20 protein-coding genes are annotated in these 26,389 nt (G+C 63.6%); 9 read left to right on the forward strand and 11 right to left on the reverse strand.

Annotation, left to right across the window (positions count from 1 at the left end):
* Positions 1 to 13 precede the first annotated feature (13 nt).
* From ACCAA_RS06795 to ACCAA_RS06840, 10 genes are all read right to left on the reverse strand, one after another.
* On the reverse strand, positions 14 to 1,306 hold the full coding sequence (locus tag ACCAA_RS06795; RefSeq protein WP_186406469.1) for an APC family permease: 1,293 nt from the start codon (positions 1,304 to 1,306) through the stop codon (positions 14 to 16).
* A gap of 410 nt (positions 1,307 to 1,716) precedes the next feature.
* Entirely contained in the window at positions 1,717 to 2,376 is a 660-nt protein-coding gene (locus ACCAA_RS06800) for a peroxiredoxin (protein ID WP_186406470.1), read from the reverse strand.
* A gap of 252 nt (positions 2,377 to 2,628) precedes the next feature.
* Positions 2,629 to 3,669, reverse strand: coding sequence for an MBL fold metallo-hydrolase (locus ACCAA_RS06805; RefSeq protein WP_186406471.1), 1,041 nt, complete (start codon positions 3,667 to 3,669; stop codon positions 2,629 to 2,631).
* Positions 3,670 to 3,825: 156 nt separating this feature from the next.
* Entirely contained in the window at positions 3,826 to 4,935 is a 1,110-nt protein-coding gene (locus tag ACCAA_RS06810; protein ID WP_186406472.1) for a protein-glutamate methylesterase/protein-glutamine glutaminase, read from the reverse strand.
* Between the two features lie 52 nt (positions 4,936 to 4,987).
* On the reverse strand, positions 4,988 to 6,076 hold the full coding sequence (locus tag ACCAA_RS06815) for an HD-GYP domain-containing protein (protein ID WP_186406473.1): 1,089 nt from the start codon (positions 6,074 to 6,076) through the stop codon (positions 4,988 to 4,990).
* Entirely contained in the window at positions 6,073 to 8,304 is a 2,232-nt protein-coding gene (locus ACCAA_RS06820; RefSeq protein WP_186406474.1) for a response regulator, read from the reverse strand. The genes ACCAA_RS06815 and ACCAA_RS06820 overlap by 4 nt, the downstream gene beginning before the upstream one ends.
* Before the next feature lie 174 nt (positions 8,305 to 8,478).
* A complete protein-coding gene (locus ACCAA_RS06825) occupies positions 8,479 to 9,036 on the reverse strand; it encodes a chemotaxis protein CheB (RefSeq protein WP_186406475.1) in 558 nt (185 codons plus the stop codon).
* Positions 9,033 to 9,884 (reverse strand): CheR family methyltransferase, encoded by an 852-nt coding sequence (locus ACCAA_RS06830; RefSeq protein WP_186406476.1) that lies wholly within the window; start codon positions 9,882 to 9,884, stop codon positions 9,033 to 9,035. Before ACCAA_RS06830 ends, ACCAA_RS06825 begins: the two co-directional genes overlap by 4 nt.
* Positions 9,875 to 13,798, reverse strand: coding sequence for a response regulator (locus tag ACCAA_RS06835; RefSeq protein WP_186406477.1), 3,924 nt, complete (start codon positions 13,796 to 13,798; stop codon positions 9,875 to 9,877). Before ACCAA_RS06835 ends, ACCAA_RS06830 begins: the two co-directional genes overlap by 10 nt.
* Positions 13,799 to 13,822: 24 nt before the next feature.
* Positions 13,823 to 14,638, reverse strand: coding sequence for a CheR family methyltransferase (locus ACCAA_RS06840; RefSeq protein WP_186406478.1), 816 nt, complete (start codon positions 14,636 to 14,638; stop codon positions 13,823 to 13,825).
* 278 nt (positions 14,639 to 14,916) lie between these two features.
* Here ACCAA_RS06840 and ACCAA_RS06845 point away from each other — a divergent pair, with 278 nt between their 5' ends.
* The 9 genes from ACCAA_RS06845 to ACCAA_RS06885 all read left to right on the forward strand — a co-directional run bounded on the left by ACCAA_RS06845 (position 14,917) and on the right by ACCAA_RS06885 (position 25,481).
* Positions 14,917 to 15,285 (forward strand): response regulator, encoded by a 369-nt coding sequence (locus ACCAA_RS06845; RefSeq protein WP_186406479.1) that lies wholly within the window; start codon positions 14,917 to 14,919, stop codon positions 15,283 to 15,285.
* A complete protein-coding gene (locus tag ACCAA_RS06850) occupies positions 15,282 to 15,893 on the forward strand; it encodes a hypothetical protein (RefSeq protein ID WP_186406480.1) in 612 nt (203 codons plus the stop codon). Before ACCAA_RS06845 ends, ACCAA_RS06850 begins: the two co-directional genes overlap by 4 nt.
* Positions 15,894 to 17,216 (forward strand): ATP-binding protein, encoded by a 1,323-nt coding sequence (locus ACCAA_RS06855; RefSeq protein WP_245754476.1) that lies wholly within the window; start codon positions 15,894 to 15,896, stop codon positions 17,214 to 17,216.
* Positions 17,217 to 17,230: 14 nt separating this feature from the next.
* Positions 17,231 to 19,111 (forward strand): MFS transporter, encoded by a 1,881-nt coding sequence (locus tag ACCAA_RS06860; RefSeq protein ID WP_186406481.1) that lies wholly within the window; start codon positions 17,231 to 17,233, stop codon positions 19,109 to 19,111.
* A gap of 10 nt (positions 19,112 to 19,121) precedes the next feature.
* On the forward strand, positions 19,122 to 20,018 hold the full coding sequence (gene ubiA, locus ACCAA_RS06865; RefSeq protein ID WP_186406482.1) for a 4-hydroxybenzoate octaprenyltransferase: 897 nt from the start codon (positions 19,122 to 19,124) through the stop codon (positions 20,016 to 20,018).
* Positions 20,015 to 20,443: a cytochrome c gene (locus tag ACCAA_RS06870; protein WP_186406483.1), complete on the forward strand. Its 429-nt coding sequence runs from the start codon at positions 20,015 to 20,017 to the stop codon at positions 20,441 to 20,443. Before ubiA ends, ACCAA_RS06870 begins: the two co-directional genes overlap by 4 nt.
* Positions 20,440 to 21,903 carry a 4-hydroxy-3-polyprenylbenzoate decarboxylase gene (gene ubiD, locus ACCAA_RS06875; RefSeq protein ID WP_186406484.1) on the forward strand — a complete coding sequence of 488 codons (1,464 nt, stop codon included), beginning with the start codon at positions 20,440 to 20,442 and terminating at the stop codon, positions 21,901 to 21,903. The genes ACCAA_RS06870 and ubiD overlap by 4 nt, the downstream gene beginning before the upstream one ends.
* Before the next feature lie 42 nt (positions 21,904 to 21,945).
* On the forward strand, positions 21,946 to 22,347 hold the full coding sequence (locus ACCAA_RS06880) for a DUF4870 family protein (protein ID WP_186406485.1): 402 nt from the start codon (positions 21,946 to 21,948) through the stop codon (positions 22,345 to 22,347).
* Positions 22,348 to 22,580: 233 nt separating this feature from the next.
* Positions 22,581 to 25,481, forward strand: coding sequence for an EAL domain-containing protein (locus tag ACCAA_RS06885; protein ID WP_186406486.1), 2,901 nt, complete (start codon positions 22,581 to 22,583; stop codon positions 25,479 to 25,481).
* 175 nt (positions 25,482 to 25,656) lie between these two features.
* Here the strand turns inward: ACCAA_RS06885 and ACCAA_RS06890 are convergent, their stop codons facing one another.
* Entirely contained in the window at positions 25,657 to 26,031 is a 375-nt protein-coding gene (locus tag ACCAA_RS06890; RefSeq protein WP_186406487.1) for a PEP-CTERM sorting domain-containing protein, read from the reverse strand.
* Between the last annotated feature and the right edge of the window lie 358 nt (positions 26,032 to 26,389).

The following is a 26,389-nucleotide window of genomic DNA, read 5'->3' on the forward strand; positions in this document are numbered from 1 at the left end:
TGTGATTCCGGAGTCAGATCCAGGCGAAACGGCGGATACCGACGCGCGCCAGAAAGAAGATGCCAATCAGCGTCAGGGCAATGGCCACTTCGTGCGGGCTCTGTAGCGCACCGAGCGCCAGCACCACCGTGGACACGGCGACAAACAAGGGGGCAAAGACATAGCGTGCGAGCATCAGCGGCCGGCCTTCGAGACCACAGGTACGGCGATACAGGCCCAGCACGCAGAGAATTGGAAACAAGCCCAGCAGGAAGCCCATCACGGTCAGGATCTGCACGAAAGAACCCGACAGGACCATGAAGATCGATAGCCCGGCCTGCAGCCAGACCAGGCGCACATTGGGCGCGGGTGATGCGCTCTCGCCGCTGCGCCCCTTGGCGAACCAGTCCAGCATCGTTGCCAGGACCCGCGGACCGAGGAAGGCCGACACTCCCAGTGACGACAGCAGCGCAAACGCAACCAGCCCGGAAAACAGCGCGGCAGCCTGGACCCCGAACAGATGCTTGACCAGCAGCGCGATGACCGGGACCACGCCTTCCAGTTCCTGTGCAGGCAACTGCGCCAGCAGCACCGCATTGATCGCCACATAGAGCAGCATGACGATGGTTGTGCCGATCATCATTGCGCGACGTACATTACGCACGGGATCGTGAATTTCCCCGGCCACATAGATCGCCGCGTTCCAGCCGCTGTAGGCGAACATTACCAGCATCATCGCCAAACCCCAGGGCGCCCCGAACTCTGCGACCTGCCTGACCGGTTCGACCCCGGTCGGCTGGATCATGGCCGTGGGCGCAGCGAGGATAATTCCGCACAACGTCAGCCCGGTCAGCAAGGTGAATTTGGCGGCGGCAAGCAAGGTCTGGATACGCAAACCCAGCGGACCAAGAAGGCCGTGCAGGCCGGTGACCAGGAGCAGCGCCGCACAGGCCACGACATGCGGACGCAAGCCCAGCCCCGGCAAGGCCTCAGCGAGATAGTCGGACAAGGCGAGTGAGGTTGCTGCATTGCCTGCCGCAAACGCGACCACGAAAGACGTCCACCCGGCAATCTCCCCCAGGGCGGGTGAAAACAGCTCACGCAGGATGGTCGCTTCACCTCCGTTACGCGGCATGATGCGTGCCAACTCGCCGTAGCACCACGCGCCGATCCAGGCAAGGATACCGCCGGCGATCCAGACGCCGAGCACTGCGCCTGGCGTCTTGACCAGCGAAACGATGATCCCGGTCGTCGTCAGAATGCCCGTGCCGAGCATGCTGGCGACAATCAGGAAGGTCGCCGAGAAGACGCTTAGATGTTTACGCATGGCCGGGAACCCTTGCTACCACAGGTCGCACAAGCGTGCGAAGGGTATAGAACATGAAGACGCAGAGAAATCGTAGCCCGCGAGAATAGCACCCAGCCCAGTCTCGCCTAGCTCCCGGTCAGCCATTTGGGCGGTGTGATGGCATCCACTGTGGTATTTTTACACGGTATGCCCCGATAGCCGCTGATTCTGATGCCAATTGGAGGAACACGTCGCCATGTCTGCATTCCAGCGACGACCCGGCTGGAGCACCGAGGAACTATTGCGCACTGCTCACATTGAATGTGATGACCCGATTCAGGGGCCAGAGCGCACCCGCTGGTGTTTGGCTGATGGCCGACACGTAGAGCGGCGCCAGCGGGCGATGGCAGTGCGGCCGTGCTTGTGCCATCGCCCGCTGGAGTTTCGACTTACTTTGGCTGCGACACTACGCGCAGATAGGGTTTGAGTGTTTTCCAGCCGTCCGGATACTTGGCCTTGGCGGCTTCATCGGAAACGGAGGTCGGGATGATCACATCCTCGCCCGGACGCCAGTTGACCGGCGTGGCCACGGTGTGCTTTGCGTTGAGCTGGACGGCGTCGAGAGCGCGCAGCACCTCGTCGAAGTTGCGCCCGGCGCTCATCGGATAGGTCATCGTGAGCTTGATTTTCTTGTCCGGGCCGATCAGGAACACCGAGCGCACGGTCGCATTATCGACCGCGCTGCGGCTGGCGGCGTTGCCGCTGGCGTTCGGATGAATCATGTCGTAGAGCTTGGCGACGACGAGGTCGGTATCGCCGATCAGCGGGTAATTGAGTGCCGTCCCCTGCGTTTCAGCGATGTCGCCGGCCCAGCGCTGGTGGTCGTCGACGCTATCGATCGACAGGCCGATGACCTTGGTGTTGCGCTTGTCGAATTCCGGTTTCAGGCGGGCGAGGTAGCCCAGCTCCGTCGTGCAAACGGGGGTGAAGTCCTTGGGGTGTGAGAACAGGATGACCCAACTGTCACCGATCCATTCATGGAAGCGGACGGTGCCTTCGGTCGTTGGAGCGCTGAAATCCGGTGCCTCGTCGCCAATGTGAAGTCCCATGGTTGTCTCCTTCTTGCCTATTGTAGGGGGAACGCCAAATGACAGGCGAAGACCGCGCTACGCTTGTCATCGCCACTGTATCGGCGCAGCAGCGGGTGGTCAAGGCCAATGGCAGCGCTCAACAGCACGCGCGTGGGCGTGCAACAGTTCCCCGTTCCTCCGGATGGCGATGTGCACGCTTCTCGGCAGTGAAACGAAGACCTTTGACGACCTCGTGTACAACCATCGTGGGTCGACGGCGCGGCAATCGGATCACGCTTCGCGTCCCTGCGTGAGCGGATAGCCTGCTTCTCGCCAGCCCTTCATTCCTCCGTCAAGTGCCACGGTGTGCAGGAATCCCATCTCGCGCAAGGTGGACGCTGCCAGCGTTGAGATATAGCCCAGTTCGCAGCAGGCGAGAATCAGTCTCGTCGGGTCGGGCAGCTCCTGGTTGACCCGCAATTCGAGTTGGCCGCGCGGCAGCAGGCGGGCGCCGGGAATATGTCCGCTCTCGTAAGCTTCGCGCTCGCGTACGTCGAGGATGGTCAAGTCCTCGTCGGCGGCCTCGACGCGTGCCTTGAGTTCGTCGAGTGACATGAATGGCACGCGCGCAGCGGCCTCGGTGAGCAGTTGCGCGACGGATTTTCCACCGCTCAGGTTGGTGCGCAAGGCCTCCGTGACATGCGTCGGCATCGAGAGATTGAGGTTCTGCATCATCTCTACGAAGGCAGCGCGATCGCGCTTCTGCAGGCGTGGATTGGTGGCCATCTCCTGCCCGATCGTCGAGCTTTGGTGACCCTTGTAGTCGTGCGCCGGAAAGACTTTGAGGTCCGGGTCCAGTCGCAGAAGGCGATCGAACAGGCTATCGTAGAGTGCCTCCGGGTCGCCGCTCGGCAAGTCGGTACGGCCAGTGGCACCGATCAGCAGGGTATCGCCAGTGAACAGACGGTCCTCGACCAGCAGGCACATCGAGTCGCGCGTGTGGCCAGGCGTGTGGATAGCCTGCAAGCGCAGCTTTCCGACGATGACCATTTCGCCATCGCCGATCCGCATGTCCACAAATAGCGCCGAACTCGCTCGGTGCATCACCACGGGCACACCCATTTGCCGCGCGAGTTGCCTGGTCGCCGAGAAATGGTCAGCGTGCGTATGCGTGTCGATCAGGTAGCGGATACGCAAGCCGTCCCGGGCAGCGAGTGCAATGTAGTGATCAATCTGGCTGATTTCTGGATCGATCAGCGCCGCCACGCGGGTGTCACTGCAGCCGACCAGGTAGGACTGGCAGCCGCCGGTTGCTACTTGTTCGAAGATCATCTCATTCTCCTGGGTACCTATTTGGTCTAACGGCATGAGTTGGGAAAGTCACCTCACCACGGATCAGCTCGGCGGCAGTTTTGCAGAGAATCGGACATCGTTCCATGGCCGTGTTTCATCCTTTCCTGGGCATCGCGCCGGGGCCATGTGTCGAGGCTAGCGCCGGCCGGCTTCGATCAGCGCCGACGCGATCTGGTTCAGCGGCAGAACCCGGTCGGCAGCGCCGAGCTTGATCGCTTCCCTGGGCATGCCGAAAACCACGCATGAGGCTTCGTCCTGGGCGATCGTCGCAGCGCCGGCGTCGTTCATCTCCTTGAGTCCGAGCGCGCCGTCGCCGCCCATGCCGGTCATGATCACCCCGGTCGCGTTGGCGCCGGCAAAGCGGGCCACCGAGCGAAAGAGTACATCGACCGAGGGCTTGTGGCGATTGACCAGAGGGCCGTCGAGCACCTCGACGTGGTACTGCGCGCCAGTGCGCTTCAAGAGCAGGTGTTTGCCGCCGGGGGCGATCAGCGCGCGCCCCGGCAACACGCGATCATTGTTCCTGGCTTCGCGGACCTCGATGGCCGACAGCGAATTCAGGCGCTCAGCGAACATTGCGGTGAACTGCTCGGGCATGTGCTGGACGACGACGAGGCCGGCCACGGTGACCGGCAGGCGCGTCAGCACCGCCTCAAGCGCCTGCGTGCCGCCGGTCGAGGTGCCGATGGCGATCACCTGGTCAGTGGTTTTCAGCGTCGCGCTCGTTCCGGCGGGCAGGATCACGTCAGCGGTGTTGAGCGCGCGGCGCTCCGGCAGCAGCGCTTGCGCGGGGTGAAGCGGTCGGCTGGTGGCGTCCGGGCGCCTCGGCAGTCCGACTTTCGCGCGGGCGGCAGCGCGAATCGCCGCGATGATGTCGTTCGCGGCGTCTTCGAGGAAACCGTTGAGGCCGGACTTCGGCTTGCTGACGATGCTGACCGCGCCGGCGGCAAGAGCCTGCGTCAGCGCGCCGCTGCCGGTCATGGCCAGCGAGGAACAGATGATCACCGGCGTCGGGCGCTCGCTCATCAGCTTGCGCAGGAAAGAGAGTCCGTCCATGCGCGGCATTTCGATGTCCAGGATGACCACGTCCGGCCAGCGCTGGCGCATCCTCTCCATGGCAAAGGCCGTGTTGGAAGCGGTGGCCATGACCTCGATGCCGGCCTCGCCGGCAATCGCCCGCGAGACGACCTGGCGGACCAGCGCCGAGTCGTCGATGATCAACACCTGGATCGGACGGTCGCTCATAATGCGATCAACTCGGTCGACGGCCCCATGCAGCGCATGGGAGGGGTTTTCTTCACCCGGCTGCCCGCGTGTCGGGGTGCCGCGCGGCGATCTCGCTGAACTTCTCGGCGCAGATCAGGAAGCAGTCGACGACCAGCGGGTCGAAATGCGCGCCGCACCCCTGGCGGATGATGTCCACCGCTTGGCCGTGCGGCAGGGCGGCTTTGTAGACGCGCTTGCTGATCAGCGCGTCGTAGACGTCGGCGATCGCCATCAGCCGCGCGGGGAGCGGGATGGCCTCGCCGCAGAGGCCTTGCGGATAGCCCGATCCGTCCCAACGCTCATGATGCGAATAGACGATCTCCGCGGCGATGCGCAGGAATGGGTCGTGCGTATCGACACGCAATTCGGCGGCGCGCAGGGCGTCGCGGCCAAGCGTCGTGTGCTGCTTCATGATTGCGAATTCGCTGGCATCGAGCGGTCCCGGCTTGAGCAGGATCTGGTCGGGAATGCCGACCTTGCCGATATCGTGCAAAGGCGCGCACTTCCAGATCAGCGCCCATTCTTCGGGCGCCAGTCGACGCCGCTGGGCGGGCTGCTGCAACAGGTTTTCGACCAGCAACTCGACGTAGGCGCGCGTCCGGTGGATGTGATTGCCGGTTTCGTTGTCGCGCGTTTCAGCGACTGCGCCGAGCGCCACGATCGTCACTTCCTGGTTGCGCTCCAGCGCGCGCGTACGTTCGGAGACCAGTGATTCGAGATGGAGGTTGCGGTCGGCCAGATGAATCTGCGCCTCGCGCAGTCGCAAGTGGGTACGTACGCGGGCCAGCAGGATCGGCGGCGCGACCGGTTTCGGCACATAGTCAACAGCGCCGAGTTCGAGACCGCGGGTGATGTCGGCGATATCGGAGTGGCTGGAGAGGAAGATGACCGGCATGTCGGCGGTCGTCGCGTCGTTCTTCAGTGCCGAGCAAACCTGGTAGCCGTTCATGTCAGGCAGTTCGAGATCGAGCAGCACCAGGTCGGGTGCCGGCGCCATGCGCGCCAGTTCGAGCCCCCTGCCGCCTCGGGTAGCGATACGCGTCCGGAAGTGCGGGCGCAGGCATTCGTTGATCACTTCCAGCGTGGCTGGGTCGTCATCGATCAGGAGGATGGTTTTCATGGCGTCCCCGGAGGGTAGTTTGTCGTCCGATCATAAGCGAACAGGCGGCATGCCGCTTCGAAATCGAAGCGCCGTACGGCGAGCAGCGCCGCTTGCAGCAGCGCTGACCAGGGCGTGTCGTACAGCTCCGCCAGCGCTGCTTCAATCGCTGCGGCGCTGCCCCCATCGGCCGCCGCGAAGAGGATGAGCAGCGCATCGATCGATGGCGGTCTGGGCCCGTCGGGTCGAGTCACCGCGCCGAGTGGTGGTCTCTGCGGCAGCGCAATTGCTGCCCGTACACTGGCTCCCATGGCTTCTATGGAAGCCGCCAGTCGCTGGCGGAGTCTGCCGCTCGGCTTGCCGGCTTTGATCGCCTTTTCGAGCAACGCAGCCTGGCGCTGTAGTTCACTCATTCCGAGCATGCCGACGCGGCCCTTGAAGGCGTGCGTTGCCTGTCGGGCCGCTTCCCGCGCACCGCTGGCCAGCAGGGCGTCGATGGCAGCGGCGAAGCCGGCCGACTCGCCGACGAATTCTCCCAGCCAGTGTCGGTAGCGCGCGCTGTTGCCGGCGAAGCGCTCCAGCGCCGCCTCGCTGTCGAGGCCGGCGATTGCCGACAGCCCGCCCTCTCCGGCGTCGCCGATGGTGCTTTCGGCGGCTGTCGCGAGCCGTTCGGCCGGGGGGTCGATGTGCGGCGCCAGCCATCGGGCGAGCAGCGCAAGGAAGTTCGGCAGCGAAAACGGCTTGCCGATATGGTCGTTCATCCCGTCTGCCAGGTGTCCCTTTCTTTCGTGCACCATCGTGTGTGCGGTCATGGCGACGATCGGCAACTCGGCAAAGCCCGGTAAGTCGCGGATTCGGCGTACGGCCGTCAAGCCGTCCATGACCGGCATCTGGATATCCATCAGCACCAGGTCGAAAGCCTCGGGGCCGGAGGCGGCGAGAATGTCCACCGCCTGCTGGCCATTCTCGGCCAGGCTGGGGACGATGCCGACCGTGCCGAGCAGTTCGAAGACGACCTCTCGGTTGAGCGGCTGGTCGTCGACCACCAGCACGCGCGCGCCGGGGTAACGCATCGGCAGATCCAGGCTGCCGTCCGGGCCGTCGGCGGGCGGAAGATTGTCGGCACCTGCCAGACCGAGCGACAGCCGGACCCGGAAGCATGTGCCCTGGCCGGGGCGACTGCTGACCTCGATCGCTCCGCCCATTCCCTCGGCCAGTTGTTTGCAGATCGCCAGGCCAAGCCCGGTGCCACCATGCTTGCGCGAAATCGACGCGTCGGCCTGAACGAAAGGTTTGAAGATCTGGGCCATCTCGTCTTCACTCATGCCTATTCCGGAATCCTCGATCTCGATCTGCACGCCGACGCGTTGCTCGTCGCGTTCCTCCATCGCGATGCGCAAGACGATGCGCCCGGCCTCGGTGAACTTGATCGCGTTGTTGAGCAGGTTGAACATGATCTGCTCGATGCGCAGCGAATCGCCGACCAGCGCATCAGGAAGCGTTTCGTCGGTCTCCGCGTGCAGCAGCAGCCCCTTGCTGGCAGCGAGGTGGCCGATCACCGAGAGCACGCGCGCGGTCGTCTGGCGCAAGCTGAACGGCGCCGCTTCGAACTGCAGTTCGCCGACAGCGATCTTGGTCAGATCGAGCAGGTCGTTGATGATCGCCAGCAGCGCCTGGCCGGCGTCATTCACCTGGTCCAGATAGGCGCGCTGGCGGGCATCGGTGCAGCTCCGGCGCGCCAGCGCCGAAAGCCCGATGACGGCGGTCAGCGGGGTCCTCAGTTCATGGCTGACGTTGGCCAGAAAAGCGTCCTTGGCGCGTTCGGCCGCGTGTGCTGCGGCGAGTGCCGCCTGCAGTTCACGATTCTGCCGGTAGAGGCGCAGGAAGACCTGTGTCTTGGCGCGCAGGATCTGGTCGTTGACCGGCTTTGAAAGATAATCAGTGGCGCCGGTCAGGTAACCGCGCAGGCGGTCCTCGTCAGCCTTGTTGGCGGCGCTGACAAAGATCACCGGCGTATCGGCGGTCTGTGGATTGGCGCGCAGCCGTTCGCAGACTTCGAAGCCATCCATCTCGGGCATCTGAACGTCGAGCAGGATCAGCGCGAAATCGCTTTCGAGGGTGATGGCCAGTGCGTCGAAACCGTTGCCGGCTTCGACGATCGTCGCCTCGATGCTCCTGAGCGCGGTGCGCATCGCCAGGCGGTTGGCGGCGATGTCATCGACGACGAGGATTTTCGGCAGACTGTTCATCCTAGAAACCTTTGTTGATGACACGAGAGCCCTTCGACACGCCCGCTACGCGGGCTGCTCAGGGCGAACGGAAGCTCACCCGTTGGGTGAGCCAAAAAAATCCCGTTCGTGCTGAGCCTGTCGAAGCATGAACGGAATTTTCCCTCGCCAACAGAGGTTTTTAGGTTCATCAGTCTAGCCAACCGCTCGCAGTAAAGTGATGATCTCGTCGAGGCCAACGCAGTAATCGACCTCGACGTGCCTGGCGACGGCATCGGCCAGCGTCCTGTGATCGCACGCGTCGGCGGTCAGTGCGATGGTCAGCCCACCGCCTTGCCTGACGCTGGCCATTCCCCTGGCGCCGTCGGAACTGGCGCCGGAGAGGGTCAGCGCAATCAGCCGCTTGCCGAAGGCTTGCGCAGCGCTTTCGAAGAGCACGTCGATGCTTGGCCGAACGAAGTTCACCTGCGGGTCGACCGAAAGCGCGAAGCGCTTGCCGTTTTCGATCAGCAGATGGTAGTCGGCCGGACCCACCCAGGCGTGGCCCGGGACGATCGCCTGCTTGTCGCTGGCGAAGGCGGGCGGCAGCCCGCCGGCGGAGGCGAGCAGCGCTGTGAAACCGGCACCCGTGCCCGCCGGCAGGTGCGCGACCATGGCCAGCGGTAGCGGGTAGTCCGGCCCGAGGGCAGCGAGCAGCGTGCGCATCGGCGCGCTGCCGCCAGCGGAGAAACCGACGACCAGCAGTCCGTTCATGTCGTCCGCGCCATGGTCCGGCGAAACACCCGCAGTTCCGGCTGCACGGCCGCCCAGGTTCCTTCGCCGTCGGGGATGGTCTCGCAGTGGCCGAGCAGCAGGAAGCCGCCGCGTTCGAGGCTGCGCTCGAAGACACCGAGCGCCCGCGCCTGCAGGGCATCGCCGAAATAGATGAGCACGTTGCGGCAGATGACGAACTGCGTTTCGAGGAAGGCGTCATCGGTCACCAGGTTGTGTTCGACGAACTCGATCGCTGGCAGGCGGTCGGCGCGAATCGCGATTTCGCCGCCGTTGCCGCTGGCCTCGAAGTAGTCGTTGAAGAGCGCGCTGCCGCCGGCAGCGAGGTAGTTGGCGCGCCAGGCGTCGAACTCCTGTGCTGGCCAGCGGCCACGCCGCGCACTGGCCAGCAGGTCGGCACTGATGTCGGTGGTGACCATCCTCACCCTGTGCGCGAGACCGCACTCGTGCAGCAGAATGGCGACCGACCAGGTCTCCTGGCCGTGGCCGCAGCCGATCTGCCAGACGTTGATGCGCGGGAAGCTTTCCAGTTCCGGCATCACCCGTTGGCGAACGTACTGCCAGACCGACGGGTCGCGGAAGAACTCGGAAACCGGAACCGAGACGTAGTTGATGACTGCCTGCGCCACGCGCTCGTCGCGCAGCAGGGCCGGCACCAGGTCGGCGAGGCTGTCGACGGCGAAGAAATCGACCAGTTGCCGCAGACGGCGGATCAGCGAGGCGCGGGCGTAACCGCTGAAGTCGTAGCCGTAGCCCTCGCGCAGAGCGAGCAACAGCAGTTCGGTCTCAAGCTGTTCGATGGCGCGGCCGGATTTGCGCTTCAGAGGCATTTGTCGAGCAGCTTCAGTAGCTGGTCGATATCGACCGGCTTGGCGAGATAGTCGGTGGCGCCGGCGGCGAGGCACAGATCGATGTCGGCGGGCATCGCTTTGGCGGTGACGGCGATGATCGGCATGGTCTGGGCAGCGCCGCTGCGCAGACGGCGGATCAGCTCGAAGCCGTCCATTTCCGGCATCATGATGTCGGTCAGTAGGGCATCGAATTGCCCGCCGGCGAGCATCTCCAAGGCCTGCGCTCCGCTGGTCGCGACGCTCACCGCAAAGCCGCGGGAGCGCAACACCTTCGACAGTGCCGACTGGCTGCGCACGTCGTCATCGACGACCAGCAGCGCGCCGCGTCTGGCCGCTGCGGGCGGCGCTGCAAACGGCTCGCGCGCCGGCGCAGCAAGGGCCAGCAAGACCTCCTCGCGCAGCCGCTGGCTGGTCTGGCCGTTGAGCCGCCCCTTGGCAATCACCGCCTGGGCATGCGTGCGCAGGCGCAGCAGTCCGGCGTCGTCGAGGTCGCATGCCGAATAGACGATGACCGGCGGATGCATCGGGGTCTCGGTCGCAACGCGCTCCAGCCACTCGAAGCCGCTCATGTCCGGCAGCGTGAGGTCGAGAATCACGGCATCGAAACGCGTCGCCTGGAGCGCCGCCAGACCGGCGCTACCGTCCTTGACGACGCTGAACTCGATGGCCGTATCCTTGAACAGCACGCGCACCGCCAGGCTGCCCGCTTCGTCGTCTTCGACCAGTAGTACCCGTGGCCTGGCGGTGGCGGGTGCCGAGGGCAGCGGCGGCGCAGCGTCGAGCATGCCGCGGATCGCCCTTTGCACGGCATCGCGGGTGATCGGCTTGCGGATATAGCCAGCGGCGCCAAGCGTTTGCGCCTCGCCGGAATCGGCGGCGCCGGACATTATGGTGACCGGAAGGTCGGTGGTCGCCGGAGCGGACCTGATCCGCCGCAGTACTTCCATTCCGGAGACGCCGGGCAGGCCGAGGTCGAGGAGCACGCCGGCCGGGCGCTCGGCAGCGATAGCCGCGAGCGCTTCTTCGCCGCTGCCCACGGCGCGTACGGGGTAGCCCAACGTTTCGATCAGGCGGACGACGATCGGTAGCAGCCGGTCATCGTCCTCGACGACCAGGATCAGCCCCTGCGGGAGAGCAGTGGTGGCCGGCGGTGCCGCTGGCGCCGGACGCGGCCCGCTGGCACCAGTGGCCGGGGTGACGCGCGGCATGCGCACGGAGAAACGGCTGCCGCTGCCCGGCGTACTGTCGACTTCGATCGCACCGCCCAGCAGCTCGACGAGGTGGCGGCTGATCGCCAGGCCGAGTCCGGAGCCGCCGTACTTGCGCGCGGTGCCACCGTCGATCTGCTGGAAGGCGCCGAAGATGTGCCCGATCTGGTCGCCCGCAATGCCGATCCCGCTGTCAACGACTTCGAAGCAGATGTCATCGTCCACGGGGCGCACGGTGAGGCGGACCGCGCCGTGGTCGGTGAACTTGACCGCGTTCGACAGGAGATTGGTCAGCACCTGGGTCAGCAGACGACGGTCGCTGCGCATCGTTCCCAGGTCGGACGCACCGGCGTCGATGGTAAAGCCTATCGACTTCTTTTCGGCGAGTGGCTCGATCAACCTCCGCAGGTAGTGCAGCAGATCGGCGATGGGGAAGTCCTCGGCGCGCACCTCTAGCTTGCCAGCCTCGATTCTCGACAGGTCGAGGATGTCGTTGATCAGCGACAGCAGTTGGTTGCCGCTCTCGTGGATGACGCTCGCCGACTCGACCTCGTCGCCATCGAGGTGGCCGCCGGTGTTCTCGGCGAGATGTCGGGCGAGGATCAGGATGCTGTTCAATGGCGTGCGCAGTTCGTGCGACATGTTGGCCAGAAACTGCGACTTGTAGCGGTTCGACTGGGCCAGCTCGCGCGCCCGCGCCTCTGCGTCCTGGCGGCTGAAGTCAAGCTGCCGGCCCTGAGCTTCAAGCGTCTGGTTCTGGTGCGCCAGTTCCTCCTGCTGGGCGCGCAATTCCTCCTGGTTGGTACGAAAGGCCTCGTTCTGCGCCTTGAGCTCGATGGACTGAGCGCGCATTTCGTCGGTCAGCGCCTGCATCTCGGTATTCTTTTGGCCGAGTTCGGCCTTCTGCTGTTCCAGGATCGCCGCCTGCGCGCGACTTTCCTCCAACAGAGCGACGTTACGTTCGGCGGCATCGATGTTGGCCAGGTGCAGGCCGAGCGGACCGACCAGTGCGGCGAGAAAGGCGTGCTCGTCGGACGATAGCCGGTGGGTCGAGGCCAGTTCGACGACCGCCAGCGTCTCGTCCTGATGCCTGATCGGGTAGAGCACCAGCTCTTCGGGCGGAAACTCGGCCAGCCCGGTACTGATCAGCGTCAGACCGCCGGGCACCGGCGACAAGACCACCGGCTGGCCGTCGCGAGCGCATTGGCCGACCAGCGATTCACCGGGCGCGAAACGGTCCACGCACTGGCTGCGCCGCGCCAGCCCCTGCGCGCCGGCTCGCCGGTAGTCGCCGCCGGCGTCGCGCAGAAAGAACGAAGCGACGGGAATATCGAGCTGTCGGCGCAAGAGCGCCAGGATAATTTCGGCAACCCCGGCGAGGTGCGTCTCCTGGCTGACCGCGGTGGTCAGCGCGGCGACGTGTTCGCGCAGCCAGCGGTCGCGGGCGACGCCTTCCGACAACTCACGGAATTTCTCTGCCGCCTGCGCCATTTCGCCGATCTCATCGCGGCGATCACCGCCGGGGATGCTCGTCCTTTCGCCGTTGGCCAGGCGCGTCAGCGCGTCTCGCATCGCCAGCACCGGGCCGAACAGGCGCTGCGTGAACACGACGCCGAGAACGATCGCCGCCAGGGCGATTAGCAGACCGCTGGCGAGCATCAGCCATTGCAGCGAATGCAGGCTGGCGAGCGCTTCGTCGCGGCCGATCTTGGCGATCACACCCCAGCGCGGCTGGTCGCCGAGCGCGCCGGCAAAGGGTTGCAAGGGCCGCCAGGCGATGAACGATTGCTGACCGCGATAATCGGCGAGCTGATCGCTGCCTTCATCGCCGGCGAGAACGCGGCGTACGGCCTCGGTTTTGAGCTGTCGGCCGAGGACCGAGGATTCCTTGTCGAAGAAGGTGTTGGTCAGTAGCCAGCCAGCGGTTCCGACGAGGAAGGCTTCGCCGCTCTCGCCGAGCCCGGCCTTGAAATGCGTCAGCTTGTCGAGCGGCTCGAAAGCGATGCGCACGGCCAGCGCACCCAGTGGCTGCCCGCTGCCGGGTTCGAGCAGCGGGATCGCGAGGAACATGCCGGCGCGGTTGCCCGCCGGCGGATAGCGTTCGGCGTCGGAAAAAACCGGCACACCGCTCACGGATTCGTGCAGGGCAATGCTGGCGGCGCGCGCCAGGCCGCTTTGCCGCCACGGGCCGCTGAGCAGATTGGTGGCGAAATCGCTGCCCTTGTCCAGCGAATAGACGACGTTGCCCTGGCGGTCGACAAGCAGCATGTCGTGCCAGCCGTAGGTGACGTGGCGCTGGCGGAAGAAAGCGTCATGCTGGCCGTACGCCCGGGCATAGCCGCTCTGGCAGGCACCGCGGTGGTTGCCGGAAAGCTCGCCGGTGCGCGTGTAGAGCTGCTGTAGTTGGCTGTCGGCGGCGCTGCCGCAGGCCGCAAAAGCGGCCGAGAAGGCGCCGAGTGCCTCGATGACCGCCGGCGCACTGCCCATTGAGACGATGTCTTGCTGCATTCGGTGGAGATAGCTGTGCACTTCTTCGCGGCGTGCTTCGGCGACCGCGGCCAGGCTACGTTCGGCCGCATCCTGCAGCGCGTTGCTGGTCACCAGCGTGACGATGCCGAGCAGCACCGAAACAGCGACCACCGCCGGCAATACCGTTTGCAGAATCAGTTTTGAACCCAGCTTCATGGGGTGATCCTCAGCGTTCCGCTTTCAGAGTGGCTTCTGATAGATCGTTGGCTGCACGGTCTTCAGCTTGGTGGTGATGCCGTTCAGCGATTCCGAATGGCCGACGATGAAATAGCCGCCCGGCTTAAGGCTCGGCAGCATGTTCTCGATCACCTTGCGTTTCGTTTCGGTGTCGAAATAGATCATCACGTTGCGCAGGAAAATGACCTCGAAGTTGCCGACGCCGGTGATCGGCAGGGTCAGGTTCACCTGCGCAAAGCTGACGTGCTGTTTGATCTGGCCATCGATCAGCAGCTTGCCTTCTTCCGGGCGCACGCCCTTCAGGCAATGCTTGTGCAGATAGCCGGGTGGAATGCCATCGATCCGCTCGCGCGTATAGATGCCGGCCCGCGCCCTGGCGAGGACAGTCAGGCTGATATCCGAGCCGAAAACCTCCCACGCGGCGACCGAACGATGCTCGGCAAGTACCATCGCCATTGAGTAGGCCTCTTCGCCAGTCGAGCTGGCGGCGCTCCAGATCCGGAAAGTGCCCGGCCCGCGCCATTTGCCAAGGACGACATCGCGCAGAAAATCGAAGTGCCTTGGCTCGCGGAAGAAGTAGGTCTCGTTGGTCGTCAGGAGATCGACCATCTGCTGAACTTCGTCGGCGTGCTGACCGGAGGAGAGCAAGCGGTAATACTGTGTATAGGTGTCGAAGTGGTGGTGTTTCAGACGGCGGCCTAGCCGGCCGACGAGGAGCACGCGTTTGGCGTCCGACAGGTTGATGCCGGCCAGCTTGTAGATCAGTCGCTGGAAGAGCGCGAACTCCTGGTCGGAGATGGGAGAGGCGGGATCGATCATCGTCTGTCAGTCCGTAGGTCGGGTTGGTGCGGCATCACCCAACAGTTTTGCCACGCGCTGTGTACCGCCAATGTCCTTGATGGCTCAATCATCACCGATCTTGATCGCTTTGGCGAATGATCGGGCGGCAAGCCGGAGCCTGTCATCATGGCTGATCTCGCGCAGCGACGCTGCGAGGAGAGTTGGCTGCGCACCATGAACTATAGGCGCAAAGAGAGCGGCTGCCTATGGCCTGTCGGGCTGCGCTGAGTGTAAGATGCGAAAAGGAGGATGACAAAATGGCTGTTTCGGTTCTGGTCGTCGATGATTCGCCGATGGCACGCAAGATGCTGATTAGGGCCCTGCCGTCGGACTGGGAGGTGACCGTCACGCAAGCCTCGAATGGTCTTGAAGCACTGTCCTGTTACCGGCAGGGCGGGGTCGATGTCATGTTCCTGGATCTGACGATGCCGGGAATGGATGGCTACCAGGTACTCGAAACTCTCCGCCACGAGGATCTCAACTGTCTGGTGATCGTCGTTTCAGCCGATATTCAGGACGCGGCTCAGGCGCGCGTCCGTGAGTTGGGGGCGATCGACTTCATCAAGAAGCCGGTGGACGCCATGCGGATCAAGGCGGTATTGAAAGAGTACGGGTTGCTGGTATGACGACATCTTTCATCAGCGACGACCAGCGTGAGGCCTTGCAGGAAGTGACCAACATCGGTATGGGGCAGGCAGGCGCCTTGCTTGCTCGCGTGCTTGGCGAATTCGTCGAACTGTCGGTGCCGCAGATCCGCACGCTGCAGGCGGCGGAAATTCCCGCCGCACTGGGGGAACTGGTGGGCGGCGGAATCGCTTCAGCCGTGCGGCAGGCTTTTCTTGGCGACTTGCGGGGCGAGGCCATCGTGGTCTTTGCCGAACATTCGGCCCACGACCTGGCCGAGTTGCTTGGTTACGAAGATGCCGTAGACGATTCGGCCGGCGCCGAATTGCTGCTCGACATCAGCAATGTTCTGGTCGGTGCGTGCCTCGGCGGCATTGCCGATCTGCTCGGTGCCGAGATCGGCTTCTCGGCACCATCGCTGCTCGCGCACGGCGTCGCTGCCAGCGAACTGCTTCAGGTGGAAGCGATCGCCGCGCGCTGCGCGCTGGTCGTGGAAGTGCGCTTCGGGCTCAAGGACAGAGTGTTTCGCTGTCATCTGGTGACGCTGATGTCGGAAGAAGCGATCGCCGCTCTGCAGCGGGCGCTTGACCGATTCATCGAGGAGCTCTGAGTGCAAGCATCGCCTGACAGCAGCCAGTCGCTGGCGCTGCTCGAGTTCCTGGTTGACCGCATCGACGTCGGCGTATTTGCCGTCGACCGCAGCGGTGCGGTGGCCCTCTGGAACCGCTTCATGGCGGTGCACAGCGGCAAATCGAGCGCCGACATGCTGGGCCAGAACCTGTTTACGATGTTTCCCGAACTGCCCCGGCGCTGGCTGGAGAAGAAGCTGGAAAGCGTTTTTGTTCTCGGCAACAGCGCGTTTACCCTGTGGGAGCAGAGGCCCTATCTGTTCCGCTTTCCGCACAACCGGCCGATTACCGGCGGTATAGACGCGATGCGCCAGAACGTGACTTTTCTGCCGCTGCGGGTGGCGGGCAGCGAGGTGTCGCTGGTTTGCGGTACCGTCTTCGATTACACGGATACGGCATTGGTCGACGGCCGTCGGCAGGAGGCGATTGCCGCGCTGAGGGGGGAGAAGGATGCGCAAGCCGAACTCATCGTAAAGCTTGAGGAAGCTCAGAACCAGTTGCTGCAATCGGAGAAGATGGCGTCGATCGGCCAGTTGGCGGCGGGCGTGGCGCACGAGATCAACAACCCGGTCGGATTTGTGAGTTCTAATCTGGGGACCTTGAAAACCTATTGCGAGCAGATGCTGCAATTGATCGCCGCCTATCAGGCGGCTGAGACGCAGATCAGCGATCTCCCGATGCGCGCGACGATCACTGACTTGAAGCAGGCGCTCGATCTCGACTTCATCCGGGAAGACCTGCCGCTGCTGATCAGCGAAAGCGCCGAGGGTCTGCTGCGGGTGAAGACGATCGTCCAGAATCTGAAGGATTTCTCGCACGTTGATGAAACGGAATGGCAGTACGCCGACCTGAATGCGGGTCTGGACTCGACGCTCAACGTGGTGTGGAACGAGGTCAAATACAAGGCGACTGTCGAGAAGAACTATGGCCGGCTGCCGCTGGTCGAGTGTCTCGCCTCGCAACTCAACCAGGTGTTCATGAACCTGATCATCAATGCTGTGCAGGCGTTGGACGAGAGCAAGGGAATGGGAACGATCAAGCTGTCCACCGGCTGTCAGGACGAGTGGGTCTGGGTTGAGGTCGAGGACAACGGTCGCGGCATGAGCGAGGAGGTTCAGCGGCGGATCTTCGAGCCTTTCTTCACCACCAAGCCGGTCGGCAAGGGGACCGGACTCGGAATGTCTTTGTCTTACAACATTGTGCGCAAGCACAACGGTCGCATTGAAGTTTGCTCGCTGCCCGGGGAGTGGACGCGACTCAGGGTCTGGGTGACGGTCGATCGCCGGCGCGTTGCCGAGACCTGATCAAGGGAGTCTTGATGAGTTCTCAGTTTGGACTGCTCACGTCCCGCCGCTTCGCTCCCTTCTTCGGGACACAGTTTCTCGGCGCATTCAACGACAATCTGTTCAAGAACGCGCTAGTTGTCCTGCTGACCTTTCAGGCGGCGAACTGGACGCTGCTGACGCCGGAGGTGTTGACCAATCTGGCGGCGGGGATCTTCATTCTGCCGTTCTTCCTGTTTTCGGCGACCGCCGGGCAGTTAGCCGACAAGTACGACAAGGCCAGGCTGGCGAGGCTGGTCAAGCTCCTTGAAATCGTCATCATGGGCGTCGCCTTGCTCGGTTTCTCGATGCACAGCCTGGCCGTTCTGCTCACGGCGCTGTTTCTGCTCGGCCTGCACTCGACGCTGTTCGGGCCGGTGAAGTACGCCATCCTGCCGCAGCATCTGCATGAAAACGAACTGGTCGGCGGCAACGCGCTGGTCGAAGCCGGTACCTTCGTCGCCATCCTGATCGGCACGCTGGCCGGTGGCCTGCTCGCCGGGGCGGCCGGCCATCCGACCTGGGTAGCCTATGCCGGGCTGGTGGTCGCGGTACTGGGTTATCTCACCAGCCGCGGCATCCCGGTGGCGCCAGCGCCGGCGCCGGAGTTGGTCGTCAGCCTCAACCCTTTCTCGGAGACCTGGCGCAACATCGGCTTTGCCCGCCAGAACCGGACCGTTTTTCTGTCGATTCTCGGCATCTCGTGGTTCTGGCTCTACGGAGCCTTGTTCCTGACGCAGTTCCCGGCCTACGCAAAGAACGTTCTTGGCGGCGCCGAGACCTCGGTGACTTTGTTGCTGGCCGTGTTCACCATCGGCATCGGCCTCGGATCGCTGCTCTGTGAGCGCCTGTCGGCGGGGCACGTCGAAGTTGGCCTGGTGCCCTTCGGTTCGATCGGACTGACGATCTTCGGCCTCGATCTGGTTTTCGCCTCGCCTGCGCTGCTGCCTGCGGGGGCGCCTCTTTCGCTGGGTAGTCTGCTCGCCGTGCACGAAACCTGGCGGGTCCTCTTCGACCTGTTCGCACTGGGCCTGTTCGGTGGCTTCTTCATCGTTCCGCTGTATGCCCTGATCCAGATACGCAGCGCGCCTGAACAGCGGGCGCGAATCATCGCCGCCAACAACATCCTCAATGCCTTGTTCATGGTCTGTGGTTCTCTTGCCGCGGCTGGATTGCTCAGCGATGGCCTGTCGATTCCGGCGCTGTTCGGTGTCGCCGCAGTCTGCAATGCCGCGGTGGCGATCTACATCTACAGCCTGGTGCCCGAATTCATGCTGCGCTTCATTGCCTGGCTGCTGATTCACTCGGTGTACCGCCTGCAGCAGAAAGGTGTAGAGAACATCCCGCCAGAAGGGGCTGCGGTGCTGATCTGCAACCACGTCAGCTTTGTCGATCCACTGGTCATCGCGGCGGCGAGCCCGCGGCCGATCCGCTTCGTGATGGATTACCGGATCTATCGCATGCCGGTGATCAGCTTCGTTTTTCGCCACATGCACGCGATCCCGATTGCGCCGGCCAGGGAAGACGCGAAGATGATGGAGGCGGCCTTCGAGGAAGTGGCACGGGCACTCGAGGCGGGAGAACTGGTGGCGATTTTCCCGGAGGGCAAGATCACCGATACCGGCGGGCTTTATCCCTTCCGCCCCGGTGTGCAGCGGATCGTCGGGCGGACGCCGGCGCCGGTCATCCCGATGGCGCTGCAGGGCCTGTGGGGCAGCTTCTTCAGCCGCAAGGACGGTCCGGCGATGACCAAGCCGCTGCGCCGGGGGATTTTTTCGCCGATCGCACTGACCGTGGGCTCGGCCGTGGCGCCCGCTGCGGCGACTCCAGAGCATCTGCAGGCGATCGTCGCCGGCTTGCGGGGTGACTGGCGTTAGAATGACGGTCATGGGGATTTCAGGCGACAAGCTGCGCGAACGGCTCGACCTTTACGAACGGCTGATGCGCCTCGACCGACCGATCGGTATCCTGCTGCTGCTCTGGCCGACGCTGTGGGCGTTGTGGCTCTCGGCGCGGGGCGCGCCGCACGGGCTGGTGGTCTGGATCTTTGTCCTCGGCACGGTCCTGATGCGCTCGGCCGGCTGTGTGATCAACGATGTCGCCGATCGCAAGTTCGATGCGCACGTCGAGCGGACCAGGAACCGTCCGCTGGCCGCCGGCCAGGTCTCGGTCAGGGAAGCCTTGCTGCTCGCCAGCCTGCTCGCCGGATGTGCCTTTGCCCTGGTTCTCCTCCTGCAGAGCTGGTTGCTGATCGGTCTGTCGGTCGCGGCGCTTCTGCTGGCCGCCAGTTATCCTTTCACCAAGCGTTTTCTTGCCGTTCCGCAAGCCTATCTTGGCGTCGCCTTCGGTTTCGGCGTCCCGATGGCCTATGCGGCACAACTCGACACAGTGCCGCCGGAAGCGTGGTGGCTGTTGCTGGCCAACGTCTTCTGGGCGATCGCCTACGACACCGAATACGCCATGGTCGACCGTGCCGATGATCTCAGGATCGGCATCCGGACTTCGGCGATCACTTTCGGCAAGGCCGATGTCGCGGCGGTGATGTTCTGTTATACGCTGGCGCTTGGCTTGATCGGCGCCATCGGTTACCGGATCGGTCTGGGCGGGTGGTTCTGCGCCGGACTGCTGAGCGCGGCGGCGATCGCCGCCTACCACTACACGCTGATCCGAGAGCGTAATCCGGAGCGTTGCTTCAAGGCTTTCCTGCACAATAACTGGCTTGGCGCCAGCGTCTTTGCGGGTATTGCCGTCGATTTTCTGTTTGCGAAGGGTTTTTTGGCATGAAGATCGCTCTTGTTTTCCTGCTCGCGCTGCTCGCCGCCGGCGTGCACGCAGCCGACGATGGTCGCCAACTGGCGCCTATGCCAGCCGCCGCGGAAGCCAGTTTGCGCGCCGAGATGCGTGCCCACCTGCTGGCACTGAACGAAATTCTCGGCCTGGTGGCGGCCGGGAAGCTCACAGAGGCCGGCGAAGTCGCCGAGAAGGAGCTTGGCGTTTCGGCAATGGGCAAGCATCGCAGTCAACCCTTCGACGCCCGTCCCGGGCCGCACATGCCGCCCGCGATGCACGGCATAGGCATGGACGGGCACAAGGCGGCCAGCGAGTTTGCCCGCATTGCCGCCACCGGCGACCGCGACACGACGATCGCCGCGCTGCCCTCGCTGACCGCCGCCTGCGTGGCCTGTCATTATTCCTATCGTTTGCGATGAAATACCACGACCTGCGCGACTTCATCGCGCAACTCGAAAATCTTGGCGAACTCAAGCGTATTGGCGTCGAGGTCGATCCGCGGCTCGAGATGACCGAAATCTGCGATCGGGTGTTGCGTGCCGGCGGGCCGGCCTTGCTCTTCGAAAACCCACGCGGGCACACGATGCCGGTGCTGGCCAATCTCTTCGGCACGCCGCGACGGGTGGCACTGGGAATGGGGCAGGAGTCGGTGCTGGCGCTGCGCGAGGTCGGCAAGCTGCTCGCCTACCTCAAGGAACCCGAGCCGCCGAAAGGACTCAGGGACGCCTGGGACAAGCTGCCGGTATTGAAGCAGGTGCTCAACATGGCGCCCCGGCTGCGCTCGTCGGCACCGTGCCAGGAGATCGTCCGGGAGGGGAGAGACGTCGATCTCTCGCGACTGCCGATCCAGCTCTGCTGGCCGGGTGACGCGGCACCGCTGATCACCTGGGGGTTGACGGTGACCCGCGGGCCGCACAAGACGCGGCAGAATCTGGGCATCTATCGCCAGCAGGTGGTCGGCGCGAACAAGGTGATCATGCGCTGGCTGGCGCATCGCGGCGGCGCGCTCGATTTTCGCGAGCACTGCCTGGCCCACCCTGGCCAGCCTTTTCCGCTGGCGGTCGCGCTCGGCGCCGATCCGGCGACGATTCTTGCCGCCGTGACACCGGTGCCGGACACGCTCTCGGAATATCAGTTTGCCGGCCTGTTGCGCGGCGCCAAAACAGAACTGGTGAAGTGCCTGGGTTCCGATCTGCAGGTGCCGGCATCGGCCGAGATCGTTCTCGAAGGCTTCATCGATCCGGCGGAAAGCGCGCTTGAAGGGCCGTATGGCGACCATACCGGCTACTACAACGAACAGTCCCGTTTCCCGGTGTTCACCATCGAGCGCTTGACCATGCGTGCGCAGCCGATCTATCACAGCACCTACACCGGCAAACCGCCCGACGAACCGGCGATGCTTGGCGTGGCGCTCAACGAAGTCTTCGTCCCGCTGTTGCAGAAGCAGTTTCCCGAGATCGTCGATTTCTACCTGCCGCCGGAAGGCTGCTCGTATCGTCTGGCGACGGTCAGCATCAGGAAGCAGTACCCTGGCCACGCGAAACGCGTGATGTTCGGTATCTGGAGTTTTCTGCGTCAGTTCATGTATACCAAGTTCATCATCGTCGTTGACGACGATGTGAATATCCGCGAGTGGAAAGAGGTGATCTGGGCGATGACCACGCGGGTGGACGCGGCGCGCGACACCCTGATCATCGAGAACACGCCGATCGACTATCTCGACTTCGCCAGCCCGGTCGCCGGTCTGGGCAGCAAGATGGGCCTCGACGCGACCAACAAGTGGCCCGGCGAGACCAGTCGCGAGTGGGGAACGCCGATCGTCATGGACAGCGCGGTGAAACAGCGGGTAGACGCGCTATGGAGCGATCTGGGGCTGTAAACTGTTACCTGCCAGTGCGTCGGCTACTTGATGGAGTGCGAGATGAGTGAGCAGTTGATTCCCCACGTGAACCTCGACGGAGCGCGCGCCTGGTGCCATGTCATCTACGGTCTGCATGCGTTGGCGGTGGTCGTCGGGGTAAGCGGCGCGGCGACGGTCGCCGGCGCCTTCGTTTTCGGCGTGCCGTCGCTGATTGCCGTCGTTCTCAACTACCTCAAGCGCAGCGAGGTTGCCGGAACCTGGCTCGACAGCCACTATCGCTGGCAGATCCGCACTTTCTGGTTCACCGCCCTCTGGCTGCTGGTTTATGGTTTGCTGATCATCACCATCATCGGCATTCCGATCGCCTGGGTGCTGATCGTCATCCTTGGTCTGTGGGTCGCCTATCGCGTCATCCGAGGCTGGCTGGCACTCGCCGGAGGAAGACCGGTCGGCGGCGGCTGAACGTTTCGTAGCTTGGGGTGAGGAACGAACCCCAAGGTGTCCGGTCAGGTCGGGGGCGTCGTGTTGGGGTTCCTTCGTCACCCCCATCAGCTACGAGCTACCACCCGTGGCCTTCAAATGCCGAACGGGTTATGGATGATCATCGACCATTGGTCGAGTGGATGACGCGTATTGATGAGCTTTATTCTTAGGGCTTGCCTCCTGTCCCTGGCCGTCGCCTTGCTGGCGATGCCTTGCGTGCTCCTGCCAGCGAGCAGCCACCACCAGCCGTGCTGAGGGTGGCGATCGACGACAATTATCCGCCGTATGTGTTTCGCGACGGCAGCGGCAGGCTGATGGGTTATCTGGTCGATAGCTGGAAGCTGTGGGAAAGGAAAACCGGCGTCCGTGTCGAGCTGCTGGGCAGCGATTGGTCGACGGCGCAGCAACGTATGGCGAATCGGGAGGTGGAAGTGCTCGACACCGCCTTCAGGACCCCTGAGCGTGAGCGCCTACTCGATTTCTCAGCACCTTATGAACCCATTCCGGTTTCGATCTATACCCATTCCAGTATCGGAGGAATCGTCGATCTCGACACCCTGCACGGTTTTCTGGTTGGTGTGAAGGCCGGCGATGCCTGCGTTGAGGAGCTTGCTGCGGCGGGTATTGACACTGTCCAGCTCTTTGCCAGTTACCAGGCGCTGGTCCGCGGAGCAGTCGAGGGAAGAGTCCGGGTGTTCTGCCTCGACGAGCCACCGGCCAACTACCTGCTTTATCTGAACAGTGCCGAACAATGGTTCAACAAGGCCTTTACGCTCTACTCCGGCGAGTTTCACCGCGCCGTCCACAAGGGCGATGCCGCGACGCTGGCGCTGCTGCAGCGCGGCTTTACCGAGATCACTGCGGGCGAAGAGAAGGCTTTGCGCGAGAAATGGATGGGTATTCCATTCGCTCTCTCGCCCCATACGCGCTATCTTGGCTATGCGCTGCTGGTCGGCTCGCTGGTCGGTGCATTGCTGCTGATCTGGGTAGTGACCTTGCGGCGCGTCGTTCGGCAGCGGACCGCCAAGCTTGAAGCGACGCTGGCGGCCATCCCTGATCTGATGTTCGAACTGGGCCTCGATGGCCGCTACCATGACTACCACTCACCGCGTACCGATCTCTTGGCGGCACCGCCCGAGGTCCTTCTCGGTAAACGGGTGTCCGATGTTCTGCCTCCGGATGCCGCCGCCGTTTGCCTGTCCGCTTTGCAGGAGGCGCTGACGACGGGCCACTCGGTCGGTCGGCAGTTTGAATTGCCTTTGGCCCATGGCCGCTTCTGGTTCGAACTGTCGGTGGCCCGCAAGCCGGCGAAGGTCGGTGACGAGACGCGGTTTGTGGTCATCTCGCGCGACATCACCGAGCGCAAGCGGGTGGAGGAGGCTCTGCGGGCGAGCGAGGCGCTGAAAGCGTCGGTGCTCGCCAGTGCCGCCTGCGGTATCGTCGCCACCGACCGGCAAGGCCTGATCACGGTCTTCAACCCCGGTGCGGAAGCGATCTTCGGCTACTGCGCCGACGAAGTCGTCGGTCGGGTCACGCCGACGCTCTTTCACGATCACGACGAACTCGCGGCCATCGCTGAAGCTCAGAGCGAAGCACTGGGCTACCCGGTCGAAGTCGGCTTCGACGCTCTGGTCGTCAGGGCGCGCACCACAGGAGCGACCGATGAACGCGAGATGATCGGGATTCGCAAGGATGGTCGCCGCATCAGTGTCCGGATCTCGGTAACCGTGATGTGCGACGCGCAGGGCGAACTCGCCGGTTACCTTGGTACGCTCATCGACATGACCGAGCACAAGGAGGCCGAAGCAAGCATCCAGCGTCTGGCCCATTTCGACTCACTGACCGGCCTGCCCAACCGTACGCTGCTCAACGAGCGCGTCAGGCATGATCTGGCCCGCGCCCATCGCGGTCACGAGTCGCTGGCGCTGATCTTCCTTGATCTTGATCGCTTCAAGAACGTCAATGATTCGCTCGGTCACCGGATTGGCGACGACTTGCTGGTCCAGCTTGCCGGGCGGCTTAAACGCGCCGTGCGCGACGACGACACGGTTTCCCGCCTCGGTGGCGACGAGTTCGTTCTGCTGTTACCCAATACCGATGCCGACGGCGCGGCGCACGTGGCGACCAAGTTGCTGGAAGTCACCGCACCGCCCTATTGCATCGAGCAGCACGAACTGGTGTGCACGGTGTCGCTGGGAATTGCCCTCTACCCGGCTGACGGCGACACCTTCGAGGCACTGTCGAGGTGTGCCGACACGGCCATGTATCGTGCCAAGCAGCGTGGTCGCAATGCCTACTGTTTTTTCACCGCCGAGATGCAGGAGCGTTCGACGCGCATGCTGCAAATCGAGAACGAGCTGCGGCGCGCCGTCGTGCATGGCGAGTTGCGCCTGCACTACCAGCCGCAGTTCGCGCTCGTCGGTCGCCGCCGCCTGATCGGAGCCGAGGCGCTACTGCGCTGGCAGCATCCCGAACTGGGGATGATCTCGCCGGCTGAGTTCATCCCCATCGCCGAGGAGTGCGGGCTCATTCTGTCGATCGGCGAGTGGGTGTTACGGACGGCGGTCCTCCAGATGCGTCTCTGGCAGCAAGCCGGCCTGCCACCGATAACGGTGGCGGTCAATCTCTCGGCGGTGCAGTTCCGTCAGGCGAATCTAACCGAGTGGGTGTCCCGAATTCTCGACGAGGAGGAGTTGCCGGCAGAGTACCTTGAGCTGGAGCTGACCGAGAGCGTCGCCATGGACAACCCGCTGGCCGCCATCGAGACGATGGACAGGCTGCGCCGGCGTGGCGTCCGCATGTCGATCGACGACTTTGGGACCGGCTATTCATCAATGAGCTACCTCAAGCGTTTTCGGGTGCACAAGCTCAAGATCGATCGCTCGTTCGTCGCCGACCTGGCTGCCGACCCCGATGACGCCGCGATCGTCGCGGCGACGATCGGCCTGGCGCACAACCTCGGCCTGCAGACCATCGCCGAGGGCGTCGAAAGTGAGGCACAACTCGCCTTCCTCTGTGCGAAGGGCTGCGACGAAGGGCAGGGCTACCTGTTCAGTCCGCCGCTGCCGGCGCCGCAGTTCGAGGCCTTCGTCCGCGACGGTTGGCTGGTCTAGGCCGGGTTTTCTGGCGTCTGCATCTTTTTCACCTTGGGCCGCCAGCCGCCAAAGCGGACGATGATTGGTGAGCAAGGAGAAGTGGTTTGATAAGCGTAGGCGTACACAAGCGAAATCGATAAGCACGCCGGGATTGCTCCGGCGTGCTTATCGAGACTGCGCGCTGCGAAAAGACTCAGGCGGCGCTGGCGGGTTTGCGGCGACGCAACGCGGAAGCGAGCATGCCAAGACCCGCGATCATCATCAGCTCCACGCTACCAGGCTCGGGCAGTTGGCCTGGGGTTTTCGAGCCGAAAGTGATGTCGTCATAGGCGACGAAGTTCGCGCCGCCGCCAAAGTCGATTGATTTTGCGGTGCCGGCGAAGCTGACGCCGATCGGGTCCCAGACGCAATAGGAGCAGTTGTTGCTGAAGTTATTTGCCAGCGACAGCGACGCCAGAACGTTGCCCGTGCCCCCTAGACCGTCATAGACGTTGATGAATGCACTGCTGTTCGACGCGTAGTAAAAAGAAAAGCCGGTGTCGAAACCAGCGGCAACATCGATGGTCACCGCACCCCCGGAGAGGAAAAACAGGATGCCGGGCGTCGGGCTGTCGGGCTCGCAGCAGCCATTGTAGGAGTTGATTGCCAGCGCATTGCTCGAAAACGCGACACCGTAATTGGTGCCGGTGTTGCCGTCACCGCTGGTACCACCGTCGTAGAAACCGCCGACGGTCGTACTGTTGCTCGGGTTTGCGACACCGGCAAAAGACCGACGATTTCTTGTTCGGCAAACAGGCTGAGGAGAGGGGAAAACCCATTAAGTCAATGCACTGTTTTGCGGACTGTGTATTTTGGCACAGATTGTGCTTTGCCAAGATCGAGGTGTGGAAATTTGGTTTCTTCCTCCATCTTCCTGGTCGGTAACG

Source organism: Candidatus Accumulibacter aalborgensis, assembly GCF_900089955.1.
GTDB classification, from domain to species: Bacteria; Pseudomonadota; Gammaproteobacteria; order Burkholderiales; family Rhodocyclaceae; genus Accumulibacter; species Accumulibacter aalborgensis.